Here is a 16,890-nt window from a genome sequence, read left to right as displayed (position 1 = left end):
GCGAAACATGAGAACGTGCCGGTTGGGTAAGATATCGTCGTGGTCTTTGGGTTTGCCATGGACGGCTCTGCGAGGACGCAACCGGTGCTGACGGAATTGCTGGCCGAGGCGGGCTTTGCAAGCCTGAGCGCTTTTTGCCGAACCGCCAAGATCGGTCGGCGCACCGCCCGGCATTTGCAGGAAGGCAACCTCGCCGCCATCCGCCTGGAGACCCTCAGGCGGATCGCCGTGGCCTTCGGCGTGGACGTGGCCGATCTGATCGAGCGCTTCGAGCCGGCCGTTCCCCTCGCTGCCCCGGCCACCACCGATTGGCAGCTGGAGTACGAGCGCCTGCGCGCCCAGTTCAACGAGCTTGAGACCCACCTGCGCGAAGCGTGGGATCTGGCGTTTTTCCGGCGGGTGGAGCTGTTGTTGTTGCAGTTGCCGACCCTGCGCAAAGCGGCCGACCAGAATCCGGATCTCAGCGCCCAGACGGTGCTCGACCTGATGCTGCCTTTCGAAGAATTCGTACACGATGTCGGGTTTGAAACCCTCGGCACACCGGGGGAACAGGTGCCCTTCGATCCGACCCTGCACCAGGGAGCAGGGCTATCGCCGGGCGAGCCGGCCAAAATCAAAACCGTCGGCTACCGCTACCGGGGTCAACTGCTCGCCCGCGCCCGGGTCAATGCTGTAGGGTAAAAACTGTCGTCCAAGAGATTTTGCACAGTATTTGAACAGCTTCACTCCCCACTACCTCCGCAGCCCAACGACCAGCCAGCCCCGCCGCCGCAGTCGACACGCGTCGTGCAGGCCCTGGAAGAATAAGCCCAGCCCACCCGCCGACTCTCCCAGCCACCGTGCCGCTAAGTCCGGGGGGTGTCGGGGGGGTGGCACCCCCTCGACGCGGCTATCCATTACCCACATTTTTGAGAGCGCCTCTGTCTGCTGTGCGCCAGTCACACTGGGAGCGTACTGGCTCAGCCGTGGCCCATGCCGACCATCGACCCCTGGACCGAACACGAACTGCAACACCTCGATTTGGGCGATGCCCGTCGCCACACCCGACTCAAGCAGCTGCTCTCCAGCCTCGCCCGTCAACCCCATGCCTCTCTGCCCCAAGCCTGCGAGGATGCCGCCGCCCTCAAAGCCGCCTACCGCTTTTTGGACAACCCGCAGTGCCACCCTGCAGATATCCGCCAGGCCCATGCCAGTGCCACCGCCGGCCGCCTGGCTGCCCTACCGCTGGTGCTGCTGATTCAAGACACCACCGAGTTGAACTTCACTGCCCACCCCCACACCACCGGGCTGGGCCATCTGTCCAAGCCCGAAAGCCAGGGACTGCTGGTCCACTCGCTTCTGGCTGTGCGGCCCGACGCCGTCGCCCTCGGCTTGTGCTGGCAGAAAGTCTGGACCCGTGCGGCCCAGGTGGAGCATCTGGCCGCTCGACGCCAAAAGCGTCCCCAACAGCACAAAGAATCCCAACGCTGGCTGGACGGTCTGGCGGCTGCCAAAGGCTATGTGCCGCCGGGGGGCGAAGCGGTGCTCATCGGCGACCGCGAGTCGGACATGTTCGGCTTGTTTGCGGCACCGCGCCCGCCGCAGTTGCATCTCTTGGTGCGCGCCGCGCGCCAACGTCGGCTGGCCACCCCCAAAACGTTGCTGTTCGAGGTTTTCGCGGGTGCCTCAGCCCAGGGCCACTATCGGTGCGACCTGGCGCGCCGTCCCGGGCGGGCGGCGCGCCAGGCGAGGTTGCAGGTGTACTGGCAAGCAGTGCAGTTGCAGCCGGGTCGCAATGACCAGACGCACAAGGGTCAACCGCCGGTGTCGGTGTGGGTGGTGCGCGCCTGGGAAGTGGACCCGCCTGCGGGCGAAGAGGGTATCGATTGGTGGTTGTTGAGTAGCCAGCCGGTGACCACGCTGGAGCAGGCGCTGGCCTGTGTGCACCGGTACACGCTGCGCTGGTTAATCGAGCGCTATCACTACATTCTCAAAAGTGGTTGCGCGGTGGAGCAGTTGCAGTTGGAGACGGCACAGCGTTTGGAGCGTGCGTTGGCAGTCTATTGCATCGTGGCGTGGCGGTTGTTGCAATTGACTTACCAGTCTCGCAGCGAGCCGGAGTTGCCGTGCACGGTGGCGTTGGCGCAGCACGAGTGGCAGGCGTTGTATTGTCGGATGACCCAGAGTCGGCAGTTGCCCGAGGAGGCGCCGAGTTTACGTCAGGCGGTGCGGTGGATAGCGCAGTTGGGAGGCTTTGTCGGTCGTAAAGGGGACGGTGAGCCTGGGGTGAAGACGCTGTGGCGAGGCTGGCAGCGGCTGGAGGATTTGGCAGCAGGGTGGCTCATCGCCCGCTCAGCGATGGCGGGCGATGGGAACGAAGATGTGGGTAACGGATAGCGACGCGGGGAGGGGGAGAGCGCGAGAGGGGAACCCGAAGGGGGTTCCGCCTCTCGCACCCACAGACTGTCGTGCCAAACCCACTACCAGGTGTCAGGGTCAAAACCGTTAGACACCAGGGTTTCACAAGGCTGGCTTACCGATATCAAAACAGCTTCTGAAACGCTCTAGTTGAGGGTCTCATCGAGCTGGTCGACATAGTCATCTTGCGGGGCATCGAACTCCGGATCGTAAGCCACGATATCGTCACCCGTCTCCCCGATCTGTTCATACAAGTTGTCGCCAAATTCGCCGGTCTCTTCGGTCCATTCGCCGCCGGCTTGCAAGACTCCGCCGGTCAACTCCGCCGCCTCTCCGAGGGGGCTGCCCTCCGGATCCGCTGCGGAGCGCTCCTCGCCCCATGCCGAGAGTTCTGCGCCGCCGTCCTGGGCCAGTTCTCCAACCTCGGCCAGGCCTTCGTTGACAAATTCGGACCCTTCTGAAGCCACCCCGACGGTCGTCCCGACGACGTCGGCGCCGGCCTCCGCCAAGAATTCACCAGCCTCGACAGTCCCTTCTTGGAGGTAATCGGTGACACCGTCCGCGAACCCGGCGACATTGGCCATTCCTTCGCCGACAATGTCCGTGGTGGCATTCCACGCATCCTCGGCTCCCTGGGTGATGCCGCCCCACAACCCAGCGATCCCCTCGCTCACACCACCAGCGAAGTCGTCCGCTTGTTCGCCTAACCCTTCAAAAAAACCGGGCTGCCCCTGCTCCATTTCTTCTTCCATAGGAAGTGATGCCTCCAAAAGTGTGTTGACTTGATTGGCAACAAACCGAATTTCTGGATTCCGAAATCGTTCAGTACATCCAACCGCAGGGCGGACATCGCGTAGCGCGTATCCAACCTGCGACGGCGGGTTTCTATGGATCGTGTGCGTGGCTCGAAAGGGACCAGGCGAAGATTCTCCGGCAGCGCACGCGGCGTCAATAGTCCTTACGGTTTGCCTATGCCATCACCAAAACAGCCCCGAACGCTCCTCAACCGTTCAGCTTCCCGGCAGCATCGCCACTTTGATGGCTGTCCGATCGCGCATGCGCGCCAGGGCCTCATCCAGTTTGCCGAGGGGCAAACTGTCGCTCACGAGCAATTCAAAAGCAATGCGCCGGCAAGCAATCAATGCCAGCGCCTCGCGCACATGGCGCGGGGTGTTGTGAAAGACCCCCTTGAGGGTCAGTTCGTTGTAATGGAGGTTTTCCGTATCGACGCTCACCGCCGTTCCGCGCGGACAGCCCCCAAACAGCAGCACCGTCGCCCCCGGCCGGGCCGTGGCGATGGCCGCCTCCCAGGCGGCCGGTTTGCCGGTGGCTTCGATAACGATATCCGCACCCCGGCCACCCTCGGTCAATGCTCGTAACCGCCCCACCGGATCGCCTGCCTGGCGGTAGTTGAGGGTCACCTGTGCTCCCAATTGTTCCGCCACGGCAAGCCGGGCCGATTGGCCGCCTGCGAGGATCACCGCAGCCCCGCGCACAGCACAGACGGCCACCAGCATCAGGCCGATCGCACCGTCCCCCATCACCACCACCGTATCGCCCGCCCTGACCCCCGCTTCTTCGACGCCGTGCAGCACACAGGCGAGCGGTTCGCTCATCGCCGCGAGTTCGAGGGGCAACCCAGGCGGGACAGCAAGCAAGTTGTGCCGGACGATGGCAGCCGGAATGCGCAGGTATTCAGCGAACGTTCCGTTGTTGAAGAGCAAGTTTTCGCAGAGGCTGAAGCGCTCGCGCCGGCAATAAAAGCAATCGAAGCAGGGAGCGGAATTGTTGGCCACCACCCGCTCCCCACTCCGCCAGCCGCTCACTCCTTCGCCAAGGGCGGCAATTTCGCCTGCGAACTCGTGGCCGAAAGGCGTCGGGGGGACCAGCATCCGCGCGTGGCCGCCGCGCAGCCAGACTTTGAGGTCGGTGCCGCAGGTGGGTGCCACCGCCACCCGCACCAGCACCTCCCCAGGCCCCGGCTCGGGACAAGGCACTTCCTCCAGCCGCACATCTTCCACCCCGTACAGCATCGCCGAGTGCATCTTTGTTCTCCCGCAGTGACATTCCCATTTTCGCCGGAACACCGGCCAACCCATTCGACAGCAGTGCATATTCTCTGCAAACGCTCATTTGTCCCCGTTTTTCCGGCAAGTTTTTGACTTGCTTGCATTGAATTTTCTTGGCGGTCGGGGGTGAGCGCAGTAAGTATCAATACGAAGGCAAACACCAGGATGAACGCATTGAAAATATTCATCAATCATGGGGCAACATTAATCAGTTTTTCCCAAAGTCAGTCAAAGAATGCTGAAAAAAAGCTGAGTGGGTATCTACCGGGTATAAGATAAACTGCTGCTCAATCAGGAGTAGCCGTAACTACCTGGAGAAGCATCAGTGATGAAGAATATAAAATTCAACAGAGGACTGTTGGGTACGCTGGCCGCTCTGGTGATTGGGCCGATAGCGGTGCAAGCGGCCCACGCCTGCACCCGGGCTGTTTACATCGGTCCGCAAGATACGATCATTACCGTGCGCAGCATGGACTGGTTCGCCGATATTGGTACAAACCTTTGGGCTTTTCCGCGCGGCCTGCAGCGCGATGGCGCCGCCGGAGCAAAAACTATTCGCTGGACTTCAAAATACGGCAGTGTGGTTGCTGCGGGCTTCGATGCCGGCACGGCCGACGGCATGAACGAAAAAGGATTAGTCGCAAACCTGCTCTATCTGACCGAATCGGAATACGTCAAAGCGACCAACGCCGACAAGCGATTACCCCTATCCATTTCAGCCTGGGCGCAGTACGTTCTGGATAATTATGCAACGGTCGCCGAGGCGGTTGAGGATTTGCGCAAGGAACCTTTTTATGTAGTTCCGACCATGACACCGGACGGCAAGCCGGGGCAGTTGCACCTATCGATTTCCGATTCGACGGGCGATTCGGCCATCTTTCAATATATTGGGGGCAAGCTCAATATTCACCACGGTCGCCAGTTTCAGGTAATGACCAACTCGCCGATCTACGATCAACAGCTCGCCCTCAACGAATATTGGAAAGAAATCGGCGGAACCACAATGTTGCCCGGTACCAACCGGGCCGCAGATCGCTTTGTGCGGGCTTCATTTTATATCAAGGCCATCCCACAAACCGCCAACAACACCGAAGCAGTCGCCTCTGCCTTTTCAGTGATTCGCAATGTGTCTGTACCCCTAGGTTTTTCGACTCCCGGGCAGCCAAACATCTCTTCGACAATCTGGCGTACTGTGGCAGATCAAAAGAATAAGCGCTATTTTTTTGAATCGGCTCGCAGTCCGAATGTGTTCTGGGTAAACCTGACCGACCTGGATTTTGCGGCAGGCAAACCGACCAAGAAGCTCACCCTAACCAACGGCACCACTTTTGCCGGCAATACCGCTGGGCAATTTCAACCCGCCGAGCCCTTCAAGTTTCTTCCGGCCGAAGTAAAGTAAGCGCTGTTCAAGAGCGATAACGAGAGCTGTCGGGACATCCTCCAATGTGTTTATCCTGACGTAAACATAGCTTCAACTATTCATCCGGCTTTTGACTTTTTTGATAGGATACCACTACCGATTTTTCAAAGCGGGTTATAGACATGTCACTTGTCAAGCGTTCCGTAGCCGAGTTCATCGGAACTTTTTGGCTGGTCCTGGGAGGTTGCGGTGCCGCCGTGCTCGCGGCGGCCTTTCCGAATCTGGGTATCGGGTTTGCCGGGGTGTCGCTGGCGTTTGGTCTGACGCTTTTGACGATGGCCTTTGCCATTGGCCACATCTCGGGTTGTCACATCAATCCGGCGGTATCGATCGGACTTTGGGCGGCCAAGCGCTTCCCGGCCACCGAGCTGTTGCCCTACATCGCCGCCCAGGTATTGGGCGGGATTGCCGGAGCCGGGGTGCTCTATTTGATCGCCGGCGGCAAAGCCGGGTTCAGCCTGAGCGGCGGCTTCGCCTCCAACGGCTACGGCCTCCATTCGCCGGGCGGCTACACGTTGCTTGCCTGCCTGGTCTGCGAGGTGGTGATGACCTTCATGTTCTTGATGATCATCCTCGGTTCCACCGACCGTCGCGCCCCCAAGGGATTTGCTCCTATCGCCATCGGTTTGAGCCTGACGCTGATTCACCTGATCAGCATCCCAGTCACCAACACCTCCGTCAACCCGGCCCGCAGTACCGGCCCGGCGTTGTTCGTGGGCGATTGGGCGATTGCCGAGTTGTGGCTATTTTGGCTCGCTCCGATTGTCGGAGCGGCCCTGGCGGGTCTTTTCTACCACGCTTTTCTCGACGAACCCGGCGAGGAAACAGAGGGCACTCCCGCCTCTGCCCAACTGCGCACCGAAGCCTAATTTGTCTCCGCATCCTGGCGATCGCGCCTTGAGTGAACCGCCCGCAGGTATCCGCCCTGCGGGCGGTTCGGCATTCGGGCTGAAATAATAGGGCAGGAGCGTGAATGCGACTGGCATGCAGAACAAAGTCCGGGCGGGGTCGGCGGCGCGGGTGACCCCCGAAACCCCGATGGTCTTCGAGTGGCAGGACCGGCAGATTGCCGTGTTCAACATCGAAGGGCGCTTCTGCGCCCTCGACAATCTCTGCCCCCACAAGGAAGCGCCGCTGGTGGACGGCAAACCGGTCTTCGAAGCCGGCCAGATGTGGGTGAGTTGTCCCTGGCATCGCTTTTTGTTCGACCCGGCCACCGGCCGCTGCGATCGCAGCGGGTTCGACACGCGGGCCTACCCGGTTACTATCGAAGCAGGTGAGTTGTACGTCTGGGTATGTTGAAAGCGTTTGCGGTCGGGCTGGTGGGTGTGATGCTGGTACTTCCGGGTGCGGTCGTGGCGGGAGTGGCCAACGGCGAAACGTTTTTTGAGCGCTTCCCGGCCCTGGCGCGGGCGGCCACCGACAACAACAGTTCGACCTACAACTTCGCGCGCTACAGCTTCGATGTGGTGGTGCCCACCGACAGCGGCGAGGGATTGGGAAGCCTGTTGATCGGCATCCCCAACGGCATCCGTCCACCCACGCCGGACATGGTGCAGGCGTTCAACGGCAACGGCGATCCGGTGGCAGTGCAGTCCAATGTTCAAGGCAACGCTGTGCAGGTAACCTTCGCCCAACCGGTGGGACCGGGTAACCGCGTGTCGGTGCAGTTCTATCCGATGCGCAATCCCCGCCGGGGCGGTACGTTTTTGTTCGATGTGAACGCTGCCCCGGCGGGTCCATCACCCCGCGCCCAATTTCTCAGCTACGGACGGATTACTTTTTATACCCCGGGCGGCCGGGGCCACTAACGCGGCTGATCCGGGGTGCTCCCCGCTGGCTGCGGCGTGCAGCGGGGCAGGTTTGACGGCGTGCCGGCCGCTTTTTCGGGGGCAATCACAGCCCCTTTGTCCTCGGGCGTGCCGGGGGGAGGAGCGATGACTGCTCCTTCGTCGCGGGGGGTGCCAGGCGGCGTCGGTACGGCCACAATCTTGTCGTCTTTGCTGCCGATCGGTTTGCCGTCTTTATCGCAAGGCACGATCTCAGGCAGAGTGCCGTTCGGCGTCGCAGGTGAATTGGGAGACGCCACCGGGCTGGTGCGCTCCAGTTGGGCGAGAGCCGGCGGGACAAGGGCCAGAACTAGGCCGCCCACAACCGGGAGCAGCCGAGAATAAAGCGAAAAAGTCATGAAAGCACCTTGATGTCGTGCGTATAACGATCGTCCCCGGTGCATGTGGGGCCTTCCACCGTCCACAGGGGTAGATCCCCTCCTCCGCAAGAAAGGTGTGCACTCTATTGTGCGTTTGAGCAGTGGCAGCCGCAGGGGAGACCTCTGTGCCTTTCAGGTTCTGAGGACTATCGGACAAATGGTGGCCTTGCGCAGTAAAATTGCCCTGACTTGTCTGGCTCATGGGGAAATTCGCGTGTACGGGCGGCGTTCGGTGTTGCAGGGATTGGCTTACGGTTTCCTGGTCGCGGGCGGTGCGGCCAGGCCGACACGGGCTGCGGTGAGTCTTGCGGCCGGTCCGATGCCCGGTTGCCTGCGCCCCGACGGTGCCACACTCTGGTTGCAGGGCAATGCCCCGGCGAAGCTGCGCGTCGAGTACTGGGATGTGCTCGCCCCGCAGAAGCGGATGCTGAGCGGCGAGTACGCGCTGACGGCCGTCGAAGATTACATCGCCTACCTACGCATCGGTGGGCTGGGACCCAGTCGCCGCTATGCCTACCGCGTGCTGCTCGACGGCGTTGTCCAGGTAATTCCCGAACCGCTGCTGTTTCGCACTTCAGGAGCGGGCGGCATCTATGCCCCGTTCAAGATGCTCGCCGGTTCGTGCGCCTACACCAAGGACGCGCCCATCTTCGAGAGCATGGCCCGCCAACGCCCGGACGGGATGCTCTGGCTGGGGGACAACGTCTACTTCCAGCGCTCGGCGCTGTTGATTACCGGCGAATGGGCTTCCGCCGAGGCGATGCACAACCGCTACCGGCTCGACAGGCAGGCTGCCGCCCTGCAGCCGCTGTTGCGCTGCACGCATCACTACGCCGTCTGGGACGACCACGACTACGGCCCCAACGACGCCGACGGCGGCTACACCCTCAAGCGCGAGAGCCTGGACTTGTTCAAGCGCTTCTGGGACAACCCCGGCTACGGCCTGCCCGACACCCCCGGCGTCTTCACCCGCTTCGAACACAACGGCGTCGATTTTTTCTTATTGGACGATCGCTACCACCGCACGGGCGATCAGATGCTGGGTGAGAAGCAGACGGCCTGGCTCAAAGACGGGCTGTTGCGTTCGCGGGGAGTCTTCAAGGTGGTGGCGGGCGGCAACCAGATGTTCAACGACGACAACCGCTTCGAAGGCTGGAACCGGTTCGTCCGCGAGCGCGAGGACTTCGTGCGCTGGCTTTCGGCCAACCGCATCCGGGGGGTGCTGTTTTTGAGTGGCGACCGCCACTTTACGGAACTCTTACGCTATGAGCGGCCGGGCACCTACCCGCTGTACGAACTGACCTGCTCACCGCTTACTTCCAAAGCCTACAAAGAAGCCCAAAAAGCGAGCGCCACCGTCCCCGGCACTTTCGTCACCGAGAACAACTTCGCCAGCCTGGAGTTTGGCGGCGGCGCAACGGATGCCCGATTGCTCCTCCGCTGCTGGAATATCCAGGGCAAGCAGCTCTGGGAGCAGAAGATCCTAGCTGCCAATTTGCAATGAACCGTCGGACCTGACCAGGTATGAGCGAAGTCGCCAGGTAGTCCGGCCTAAAGAGGCCGATGACATCCAAATCAATTGACATCAGTTTGCAATAGCTCTACTCTGTCATTTGTTCGGTCTTGACTCGTCAACCAGAAGAGCCCAGCGAGGCGGGTGTCTCAAGCACCTATGGCACTGGGAGCGTTGCGGTTGGAGTCATTTTTTGTTGCATCATTTCTCAAGTAAGCCTGGGTTTGGAGAAAGTGGAGGTAGCGTATGCGGTCGGTGCTGCTGGCTGTGCACCGTTTTAGCGGTCTGGCGGTAGGGCTGGTGCTGCTGGTTATCGGGTTGACAGGTAGTGCCATCGTCTTTATCCAGCCGCTCGACCGCGCCCTGCACCCGCATCTGTACGGCTCGACTACCGCGAAGTCCGTCTCGGTCGAGCGGGTGGTGGCTGCTGCCCGAGCCGAATACGCGCAGACACCGCCGCTTGCGGTCGGTTTTTTCGACCACAGCCCGCCCTTGGTTTTCTTTGTGCCTTCCGGCGGAAAGTCGGTTCACGCCTTTGTCGACCCAGCCACCTACCGGGTGCGGGGGGTGCGCATTTGGGAGCAGAGCCCGCTGGGTTTTTTATACCAACTGCACACCCAGCTGCTGGCCGGAGAAGTCGGCAAGGCGATCGTCGGCGCCATCGGTCTTTTGATGGTGGCTATGGTGCTCACCGGGCTGGTGCTCTGGCCGGGTTGGAACAAGTGGCGGGCTGGGTTCAGCCTGAGGCTGGGGTCTGACGGTCGGCTGGCCGCCTACGATCTGCACAAGATTTTGGGGATCACCACCGCGGCGCTGCTCGGTTTGAGCGCCGCCACCGGGGCCGCCCTCGCTTTTCGGCCGGCGGTCGAGTCGGTGGCGCACACCGTCGAGGGCACCCCCGCGCCGAAACCTCCGCAGTCGGCACCCAACGGCAGACCGGCAATCGGGGCGGACGCGGCGGTCGAAAAGGCGCTTCCTGCCCTGGCCGGTGCCGGGCTTTACGGGGTATTCTTCCCGGCGGGACCGCAGGGGACTTACGAGGTGATGGGCCGCTTCGAAGGAGAAGCGCCGGCCCGCGAGCTGATCCACGCTTACGTCGATCAATACAGCGGCCGTGTGCTGCGGGTCGAGGACGACCGCCGGGCCGGGGGGGCCGACGCTTTGCTGCACTGGCTGGCACCGCTGCACTACGGCACCTTCGGCGGCCCCGCCACCCAGGTGCTGTACGTGCTTGTGGGGGTTGCCCCTGGGGCACTGTTTCTGAGCGGCTTCTGGTGGTGGCTGGGCAAGTTGCGCCGCACGCGGGCCGTCGCCAAAACCTGAACTTTCATCGAGGACACGCCCTATGAGCCGCCCAGACCGCCTGCCCCTGCAGGCCCGCTTGAGCCTGCTTACTACCTGCTGTTTGCTTGGGGTGTCCACGGCGCACGCCGCCCCGGACGGCGCGGCCCGCAAGTCCGACTTGCAGGGGGATGGGAGCAAGGCGGCGGGGCTGCTGGCGGACGCCCCCCCGGTCCTGCCCGACGGGGAGGAACTCGAAGAGGTGACGGTGAGCGGTGAGCGCATCTACCGGCGCCGCAACGCCGGCAGCGCCACCCGCACCGACACGGCCCTGCGCGACACCCCGGCCTCCGTCCAGGTGGTACCGCAGCAGGTGATCGAAGATCAGCAGGTGACCCGCCTCGACGAGGCGCTGCGCAATGTCAGCGGCGTCACCTTCAACGGCCTCGACACCGGCACCGACGGCCGCTTCAGCATCCGCGGCTTCGAGAACGTGCCGCTGTTGCAGGACGGCTTTCGCCAGTACAACCTCGTCGGCCTGCCCGAGACCGCCAACCTCGAACGTGTGGAAGTGCTCAAAGGCCCGGCCTCGGTGCTCTACGGCGAGGCGCAACCCGGTGGTGTAATCAACGCCGTCACCAAGCAACCGACCGCCACCCCCCTTTACAGCGCCGAGCTGCAGGCCGGCAGTTTTGGCCTGGTACGGCCGCGCCTCGATTTGGGCGGACCGGTGAGTGCCGACGGTACTCTGCGCTACCGGCTCAACACCGTGTTCGAGTCGAAGGCGAGCTTTCGCAACTACACCCAGCAATATCGCAAGTTCTTCGTAGCACCGGTGTTCGCCTGGCAACTGGACGAGCGCACCCGCCTCAATCTAGAACTGCAATACCAGTACAGCGAACGACCCTGGGACGGCGGCACGGTCGCCTTGGGTACGGGGGTGGTGCGGGTGCCGCGCGAACGGACCTTCAACGAGCCGGACGATTTCATCCGGCGCAATTTCCTGAATACCGGCTTGACCCTCAGCCACCGCTTCAGCGACAACTGGTCGCTCAAAAGCGCCTTTCGTTTCACCGAAAACCGGATCTACTCCGACAAACTGACTATCCCGATTTTCTTTGACGAAGCGAGCGGCACCCTCGGTCGGGTCTTTGCCTTCGACGATTTCCGTTCGCGCGACTACAGTCTGCAAAACGCGCTGACGGGCAAGTTCTCCACCGGTACTATCGATCACACGCTGCTGCTGGCGGTGGACCTCAACCGCAACGATTTTACCCAGGTGGCCACGGGGGATCTATTCAACCCGACGCTCATCAACGTCTTCAATCCTGTCTACCGTGCCGTGCCCAGACCGGACAAGGCGCAGATGGGGCTGCTTTTTGACCAGCAGGCCCAGACCGACCGGCTCGGCGTGGTGGTGCAGGATCAGCTTTCGTTTTCCCCGGATTGGAAGCTGCTCGCCTCGCTGCGGTACGACTCCGTCCGTCAAAAAGTCGAGGACGTGCCGGCCCTTTTCACGCCCACTGGCCTCGGTTCCTTTCAGTACAACGATGCCTTCACGCCCCGGTTGGGGACGCTCTATCGGCCGCTGCCGCAATTGGGGATCTTTGTGAGTTACGCGCGCTCGTTCAACCCGAGCGTCAACGCTTTTGCCTTCGACGGTCTTCCTTTGCCGCCCGAACGCGGCGAAGGGTACGAAGCCGGGCTGAAGGCCGATCTGGGCGCCAACCTGTCGGCAACCCTGGCGTTTTACGATCTGACCCGGCGCAACGTCCCCACCCCCGATCCCGCCTTTCCCGGTCTCGGCTTTGTGCTCGCCACGGGCGAGCAACGCAGCCGGGGCGTCGAATTGGACCTGGCAGGCCAGATCCTGCCCGGCTGGAATGTGATCGGCTTCTACTCCTACATCGACGCGCAGGTCAGCCGCGACAGCATCGTGCCGGTGGGCAATCGCCTGCCGGGGGTCCCCGAGCACAGCGCGAGCCTCTGGAGTACCTATCAGCTACAGAGCGGCGCGGCCCAGGGACTCGGCTTCGGCCTCGGGTTCAACTACGTCGGCGAGCGCGCCGGCGATCTGGACAACACTTTTTATCTCAACAGCCACTTCCTGACCAACGCCGCCGTCTTCTACGGGCGCGGCGACTGGCGGCTCGCCGTCAACTTTAAAAACTTGTTCGACGTGGACTATATCGACGGCACCCCAATAGGCCGGGTAAGCGCGGGCGTCCCCGGCGAGCCGTTTACAGTGATTGGCTCGGTCTCGGCCCGGTTTTGAACAGCCCTTTGACCCGCTCGGTGAGCCCCCGGTCGAATCTATACCGTTCGCTGCTGATGGAGAACCGGGCTCAGGCGCAGAGGCGCTGTATGTTTGGCTTATCGGTTCTCAAGATTCTCCTTAGAATGAAATAGCCCTGGGCGAGATCCTACCCGGTTGGAACGTGATTGCCTCCTACGCCTACACCGACGCGAAGATCACCCGCGACAACTCTTTTGCTGTGGGCAACCGCCTGCCCATTGCCCCTTTGCACGGGGCAAGCTTCTGGAGCGCTTATCGCATCGGGGAAGGGCCGCTCGAAGGCTGGGGAGTGGGAGCGGGACTGTTCGCGGTCGGCGAGCGCTTTGAGGATCTGGACAACAGTTTTATCCTCCCCGGTTACACCCGCGTCGATGCGGCGCTCTACTACCGTCGCGGCTGGTTGAATGCGGCGATCAACTTCAAAAATTTACTGGGCGCCCAGTACATCGAGTCTGCTATAGGCCGAACCGCCATCTACCCCGGCGCACCTTTCACGGTACAGGGCACCCTCGAAGTACGCTTTTGACGCTACTCGACGCGCTCAGTCCGGCACCCGGCTGTCGAGCCAGCTTTGTAGATCGGCGGCGCAACGAAACTCCAGCAGCGCCTCGGCCAAAGCATCGATCTGCCCGTCCGCAAGCCCGCCGATACGCTCGACCACCCCAGGCTCCAAGGCACCGACGCGCCTGTGGAGTTGACGAAGCACCAGGGACAACCGGGCCTCATGTCCGGCCTCGGCCTTAATTCCCTGCACGTAAGGGGTCTGCTCCAACTCATCAAGGGTGAACATCGCTCGGATCTCCTCCGGACCGTACCGCAGCTTGTACACAATGATAGTTTCAATAAACTCCAGCGCCCGCCGCCTCGCCTCCCCTGGGGGCAACTGCTCCCGCGTGCGCTCCAGCAACTGCCGCGCCCGCCCCGGGAAGGTCCGTACGTCCTCAACCACCAGCCCGACGAGCGACAGCCCCAGGGGACCATCTTCGGCGACGGCCAGCTCATCAAGATACACCCGCTCGAAGCGCGGTCCACCCGCCAAATCCAGCAGAGCCGTCGGCACGTCCACATCCAGGTTGCGGCCAGCAAAGATCAGCACCGCCCGCCAGTCACCCTGCGGAGCGGACCCGCGCAGGTACAGCAGCAGTTCGGTGAATAGCCGCCAGTAGATGTCTGTGTCCTTTTGAAACTGCACCTCCGCGAAGTAGTGCGGTTGCCCCGACACGGCCGGGACAAAGACCCCATCGATGCGCAGGGCGGTTTCTTTGACCTCGACCGCATCGAAAGCGTAGCTGCCGGGTAGCGGTGTTTGCTCTATACCGATTAGCTCGAACAACGTTTCTGGGAAAGCCTGGAAGAGTTTGTAGAAGATGTGGTCGGTGCGCACCGATTTCGCCCCCTCGCCGGACACTCCCCGGCAGTTTACCAGCGGCGCGCTATCGGCAGCAGGTTCTCCTCTACCGGCGCGGCTGGTTGAATGCGGCGATCAACTTCAAGAATCTGTTCAATGCTCAGTACATCGAGTCGGCCAACTTCAGGACCGGTGTCTACCCCGGCGCACCTTTCACGGTGCAGGGCACCCTCAGATGCCCACCGTTCAGCTCGGCACCCGGCTGTCGAGCCAGTGTTGCAGATCAGCAGCAGAGCCGAAATCGAGTAAGACCTCGGCCAAAGCATCGATCTGCCCATCCGCAAGCCCACCAATACGCTCGACCACCCCAAGAGGAGCAGCCCGAGGACGAAGGGCCAACGCTCTGCTCAGCAAGCCAACAGCGTATTGACGCTAACCCTGAGCTGTCAAACACCCCTACTTTCGTTGAAAAGTCCCACTGTGACAGAGCAGGGTTTCTAAGCCTCTATTTCCAGCAAGTTCCGCCAGTCCCGTGCCGCATGCAGCACACGCACGATTGACACGCCATCAGGGTGCGGTTGATAGAAGATGAGTACGTTGTCGAAGTCCTTGACGCGCCATTTTCGCAGGCCAGCCAGTTCGAAATGCCGCAAAGTCAGGGCGACACCGAGCATGGGCTGTTCAGCCAAGGCATTGAAGCTGGCTTCCGCATTCAACAGAAAACGCTCAGCAATATCTAGGCCCGCGTTTTCAGCAAGGTAAACGAAGTGCTCGATCAAGTCGTTCCTGGCAGCCGCATGCTGAGTGACTTGCGGCATCAGCGCTGTTTCTTTCGTGCTTCCAGCCTGGCCAAGGCTTCCTTGCGAATGCTGCTCCAGTCCGCCGCCGTCAATTCACTTGCGGGGCTGTTCAGTCCTTCCAACAGCTTTGCTTCAAGCTGTTCTTCGGCTTTGCGTTTTTCATCGGCGCGGATCAGCTCGCGCACATATTCGCTGGCGCTGCTGTAGCGACCTTGGGCGATCTGGCCATCCACGAACTGCTTCAAAGGCTCAGGCAGAGAAATGTTCATGCTTTGCATAGGGCACCTCCTTTGCCGACCATAGTCGCACAAGTGGCATTAAATGGCAAGAAATGCCATTTTTTTAGCCTCTATGGCGCAACAATTCGCCTGACCGGTACTCAAGGGGGGCAAGCTCAGTCATTCCCGGTTACACCCGCCTCGACGCGGCGCTCTATTACCGGCGCGGCGGACTGAACGCGGCCATCAATTTCAAGAACCTGTTCAATGCCCAGTTCATCGAGTCGGCCGTCGGCCGAGGGCTCATCACTCCGGGCGCGCCCTTCGTGGTGCAGGGCTCCCTCGAAGTGCGCTTTTGACCGGGCCGCTGCGGCGACCGCCGTGCCCAATGGACCAATAGTTAGAATGAACCCGATCCAAGTTGCGGAGAAGAAGCGTGCAGTCTGCAGCGGGCGAACGGGTGCGGTGGACGACGGCGGACGGGGAGCAAAACGCCCGGCGCGACCGCGAACTCAAGCTAAAACTGTACTCGGTGCGCGGTGTCTTGGAGTATTGGATTGTCGATTGGCAGCTAAAGCACATCGAGATCTACCGGCGGGAGCAACAGGCGCTCAGATTGACGGCGACTTTGCTGGAAACAGACACCATAAGCAGCCCACTGCTGCCGGGGTTTGCCTGTGCGCTCGGGCCACTTTTTGCCTGAGAGGCGCCAGGCCGAAGCGTGAACTCCAGCATCCGTCTGGCCCGCTCGGGAAGAACCGATGGGCACAGCGAGCCGCCGAGCACTTTTGACGCGCACCCCGGTGGCGCATCTTCTTTCAACGGGTCCACCCTGCGCCCGGAGCCACAGCTACAATGGCGCCATCACAGCAACGGGCCCGCCCCATGCACCAGCCGCAATGGCCAGCGGACGTCGTCTGGCCGCCCACTGACCTGTAAAGCGATGTTCCTGGCACCCCGCCCACTTCGGTGCCCACGGCGATGTCGTTGTCGCGGGTGTAGCGCGCATCGATGTAGGCATAGGAGGCGTAGATGTCCCAGCCCGGCAGCGGCCGGCCGGAGAGGTCCACCTCGAAGCCCTTGCTTTGCACCTCACCGGTCTGGATGGAAAATAGCGGGTTGTCCGGGTCGGTGGTCAGCGCATTCTGCTTGGTGAGCTCGTAGAGGGCGGCGGTGGCCAGAGAGCGGCCGCCTGCCAGTTCCGCCTTGGCCCCGACTTCGTACTGGACGCCGGTGACGGGTCTAAAGAGTTGACCGGTGGCGCTGCGGCGGATTATTGGGCATGTAGGCACTCTCGTGCCTAAACCTCCTACCCAGGTACGCCCACTGCATTGACAAA

General features: G+C 61.8%; 19 protein-coding genes. 11 read left to right on the top strand and 8 right to left on the bottom strand.

The window, feature by feature from the left end:
- Positions 1-57: 57 nt before the first annotated feature.
- On the top strand, positions 58-681 hold the full coding sequence (locus GLL_RS01950; RefSeq protein ID WP_164928509.1) for a helix-turn-helix domain-containing protein: 624 nt from the start codon (positions 58-60) through the stop codon (positions 679-681).
- A 291-nt stretch (positions 682-972) separates the two neighbouring features.
- Positions 973-2,376 (top strand): IS4-like element ISGvi2 family transposase, encoded by a 1,404-nt coding sequence (locus tag GLL_RS01945; RefSeq protein ID WP_011140150.1) that lies wholly within the window; start codon positions 973-975, stop codon positions 2,374-2,376.
- Positions 2,377-2,543: 167 nt separating this feature from the next.
- Here the strand turns inward: GLL_RS01945 and GLL_RS01940 are convergent, their stop codons facing one another.
- Together GLL_RS01940 and GLL_RS01935 are read right to left on the bottom strand one after the other, a co-directional pair.
- Positions 2,544-3,149 (bottom strand): hypothetical protein, encoded by a 606-nt coding sequence (locus GLL_RS01940; protein ID WP_011140374.1) that lies wholly within the window; start codon positions 3,147-3,149, stop codon positions 2,544-2,546.
- A 258-nt stretch (positions 3,150-3,407) separates the two neighbouring features.
- Complete coding sequence (locus tag GLL_RS01935) at positions 3,408-4,442, bottom strand: zinc-dependent alcohol dehydrogenase (protein WP_011140373.1); 1,035 nt, start codon at positions 4,440-4,442, stop codon at positions 3,408-3,410.
- 352 nt (positions 4,443-4,794) lie between these two features.
- Here GLL_RS01935 and GLL_RS01930 point away from each other — a divergent pair, with 352 nt between their 5' ends.
- The 4 genes from GLL_RS01930 (at position 4,795) to GLL_RS01915 (ending at position 7,697) form a co-directional block, all read left to right on the top strand.
- Positions 4,795-5,865, top strand: coding sequence for a linear amide C-N hydrolase (locus tag GLL_RS01930; protein WP_164928508.1), 1,071 nt, complete (start codon positions 4,795-4,797; stop codon positions 5,863-5,865).
- A gap of 143 nt (positions 5,866-6,008) precedes the next feature.
- Entirely contained in the window at positions 6,009-6,755 is a 747-nt protein-coding gene (gene aqpZ, locus GLL_RS01925; RefSeq protein ID WP_011140371.1) for an aquaporin Z, read from the top strand.
- A 115-nt stretch (positions 6,756-6,870) separates the two neighbouring features.
- The gene (locus tag GLL_RS01920) at positions 6,871-7,188 is read left to right on the top strand and encodes a Rieske (2Fe-2S) protein (protein ID WP_164928507.1); all 318 of its coding nucleotides are present in this window, start codon (positions 6,871-6,873) and stop codon (positions 7,186-7,188) included.
- Positions 7,182-7,697, top strand: a complete 516-nt coding sequence (locus GLL_RS01915; protein ID WP_011140369.1) for a DUF2808 domain-containing protein — start codon at positions 7,182-7,184, stop codon at positions 7,695-7,697. The genes GLL_RS01920 and GLL_RS01915 overlap by 7 nt, the downstream gene beginning before the upstream one ends.
- On the opposite strand, the gene GLL_RS01910 is transcribed toward GLL_RS01915, so the two are convergent.
- The gene (locus tag GLL_RS01910) at positions 7,694-8,074 is read right to left on the bottom strand and encodes a hypothetical protein (protein ID WP_164928506.1); all 381 of its coding nucleotides are present in this window, start codon (positions 8,072-8,074) and stop codon (positions 7,694-7,696) included. The genes GLL_RS01915 and GLL_RS01910 overlap by 4 nt on opposite strands.
- Before the next feature lie 235 nt (positions 8,075-8,309).
- Here GLL_RS01910 and GLL_RS01905 point away from each other — a divergent pair, with 235 nt between their 5' ends.
- The 4 genes from GLL_RS01905 to GLL_RS01890 all read left to right on the top strand — a co-directional run bounded on the left by GLL_RS01905 (position 8,310) and on the right by GLL_RS01890 (position 13,711).
- Positions 8,310-9,599 carry an alkaline phosphatase D family protein gene (locus GLL_RS01905; RefSeq protein ID WP_164928505.1) on the top strand — a complete coding sequence of 430 codons (1,290 nt, stop codon included), beginning with the start codon at positions 8,310-8,312 and terminating at the stop codon, positions 9,597-9,599.
- 255 nt (positions 9,600-9,854) lie between these two features.
- The gene (locus GLL_RS01900) at positions 9,855-10,931 is read left to right on the top strand and encodes a PepSY-associated TM helix domain-containing protein (protein ID WP_011140366.1); all 1,077 of its coding nucleotides are present in this window, start codon (positions 9,855-9,857) and stop codon (positions 10,929-10,931) included.
- 22 nt (positions 10,932-10,953) lie between these two features.
- A complete protein-coding gene (locus GLL_RS01895) occupies positions 10,954-13,164 on the top strand; it encodes a TonB-dependent siderophore receptor (protein ID WP_011140365.1) in 2,211 nt (736 codons plus the stop codon).
- A gap of 163 nt (positions 13,165-13,327) precedes the next feature.
- A complete protein-coding gene (locus tag GLL_RS01890) occupies positions 13,328-13,711 on the top strand; it encodes a TonB-dependent receptor domain-containing protein (protein ID WP_011140364.1) in 384 nt (127 codons plus the stop codon).
- A gap of 15 nt (positions 13,712-13,726) precedes the next feature.
- Here the strand turns inward: GLL_RS01890 and GLL_RS01885 are convergent, their stop codons facing one another.
- From GLL_RS01885 to GLL_RS01870, 4 genes are all read right to left on the bottom strand, one after another.
- Positions 13,727-14,569 carry a DUF2887 domain-containing protein gene (locus GLL_RS01885; protein WP_011140363.1) on the bottom strand — a complete coding sequence of 281 codons (843 nt, stop codon included), beginning with the start codon at positions 14,567-14,569 and terminating at the stop codon, positions 13,727-13,729.
- Positions 14,570-14,779: 210 nt separating this feature from the next.
- A complete protein-coding gene (locus tag GLL_RS01880; RefSeq protein WP_164928504.1) occupies positions 14,780-14,947 on the bottom strand; it encodes a DUF4351 domain-containing protein in 168 nt (55 codons plus the stop codon).
- An 83-nt stretch (positions 14,948-15,030) separates the two neighbouring features.
- Complete coding sequence (locus GLL_RS01875; protein ID WP_011140361.1) at positions 15,031-15,351, bottom strand: type II toxin-antitoxin system RelE/ParE family toxin; 321 nt, start codon at positions 15,349-15,351, stop codon at positions 15,031-15,033.
- The gene (locus GLL_RS01870; protein ID WP_011140360.1) at positions 15,351-15,611 is read right to left on the bottom strand and encodes a type II toxin-antitoxin system ParD family antitoxin; all 261 of its coding nucleotides are present in this window, start codon (positions 15,609-15,611) and stop codon (positions 15,351-15,353) included. Before GLL_RS01870 ends, GLL_RS01875 begins: the two co-directional genes overlap by 1 nt.
- A gap of 376 nt (positions 15,612-15,987) precedes the next feature.
- On the opposite strand from GLL_RS01870, the gene GLL_RS01865 reads away from it, so the two are divergent.
- Positions 15,988-16,254, top strand: a complete 267-nt coding sequence (locus GLL_RS01865; RefSeq protein ID WP_011140359.1) for a Uma2 family endonuclease — start codon at positions 15,988-15,990, stop codon at positions 16,252-16,254.
- Between the two features lie 115 nt (positions 16,255-16,369).
- On the opposite strand, the gene GLL_RS01860 is transcribed toward GLL_RS01865, so the two are convergent.
- A complete protein-coding gene (locus GLL_RS01860) occupies positions 16,370-16,843 on the bottom strand; it encodes a TonB-dependent receptor domain-containing protein (RefSeq protein ID WP_011140358.1) in 474 nt (157 codons plus the stop codon).
- Positions 16,844-16,890: the final 47 nt, after the last annotated feature.

The sequence above is a fragment of the Gloeobacter violaceus PCC 7421 genome (assembly GCF_000011385.1).
Classification (GTDB): Bacteria; Cyanobacteriota; Cyanobacteriia; order Gloeobacterales; family Gloeobacteraceae; genus Gloeobacter; species Gloeobacter violaceus.
This window is presented reverse-complemented; position numbering and strand designations above follow the sequence as displayed.

Coding starts and splice junctions, on each gene's coding strand:
- GLL_RS01900 (WP_011140366.1), top strand. CDS start 9,855: ATGCGGTCGGTGCTGCTGGCTGTGCACCGTTTTAGCGGTCTGGCGGTA.
- GLL_RS01875 (WP_011140361.1), bottom strand. CDS start 15,351: ATGCCGCAAGTCACTCAGCATGCGGCTGCCAGGAACGACTTGATCGAG.
- GLL_RS01940 (WP_011140374.1), bottom strand. CDS start 3,149: ATGGAAGAAGAAATGGAGCAGGGGCAGCCCGGTTTTTTTGAAGGGTTA.
- GLL_RS01930 (WP_164928508.1), top strand. CDS start 4,795: ATGAAGAATATAAAATTCAACAGAGGACTGTTGGGTACGCTGGCCGCT.
- GLL_RS01945 (WP_011140150.1), top strand. CDS start 973: ATGCCGACCATCGACCCCTGGACCGAACACGAACTGCAACACCTCGAT.
- GLL_RS01915 (WP_011140369.1), top strand. CDS start 7,182: ATGTTGAAAGCGTTTGCGGTCGGGCTGGTGGGTGTGATGCTGGTACTT.
- GLL_RS01920 (WP_164928507.1), top strand. CDS start 6,871: ATGCAGAACAAAGTCCGGGCGGGGTCGGCGGCGCGGGTGACCCCCGAA.
- GLL_RS01950 (WP_164928509.1), top strand. CDS start 58: ATGGACGGCTCTGCGAGGACGCAACCGGTGCTGACGGAATTGCTGGCC.
- GLL_RS01935 (WP_011140373.1), bottom strand. CDS start 4,442: ATGCACTCGGCGATGCTGTACGGGGTGGAAGATGTGCGGCTGGAGGAA.
- GLL_RS01895 (WP_011140365.1), top strand. CDS start 10,954: ATGAGCCGCCCAGACCGCCTGCCCCTGCAGGCCCGCTTGAGCCTGCTT.
- aqpZ (WP_011140371.1), top strand. CDS start 6,009: ATGTCACTTGTCAAGCGTTCCGTAGCCGAGTTCATCGGAACTTTTTGG.
- GLL_RS01910 (WP_164928506.1), bottom strand. CDS start 8,074: ATGACTTTTTCGCTTTATTCTCGGCTGCTCCCGGTTGTGGGCGGCCTA.
- GLL_RS01870 (WP_011140360.1), bottom strand. CDS start 15,611: ATGCAAAGCATGAACATTTCTCTGCCTGAGCCTTTGAAGCAGTTCGTG.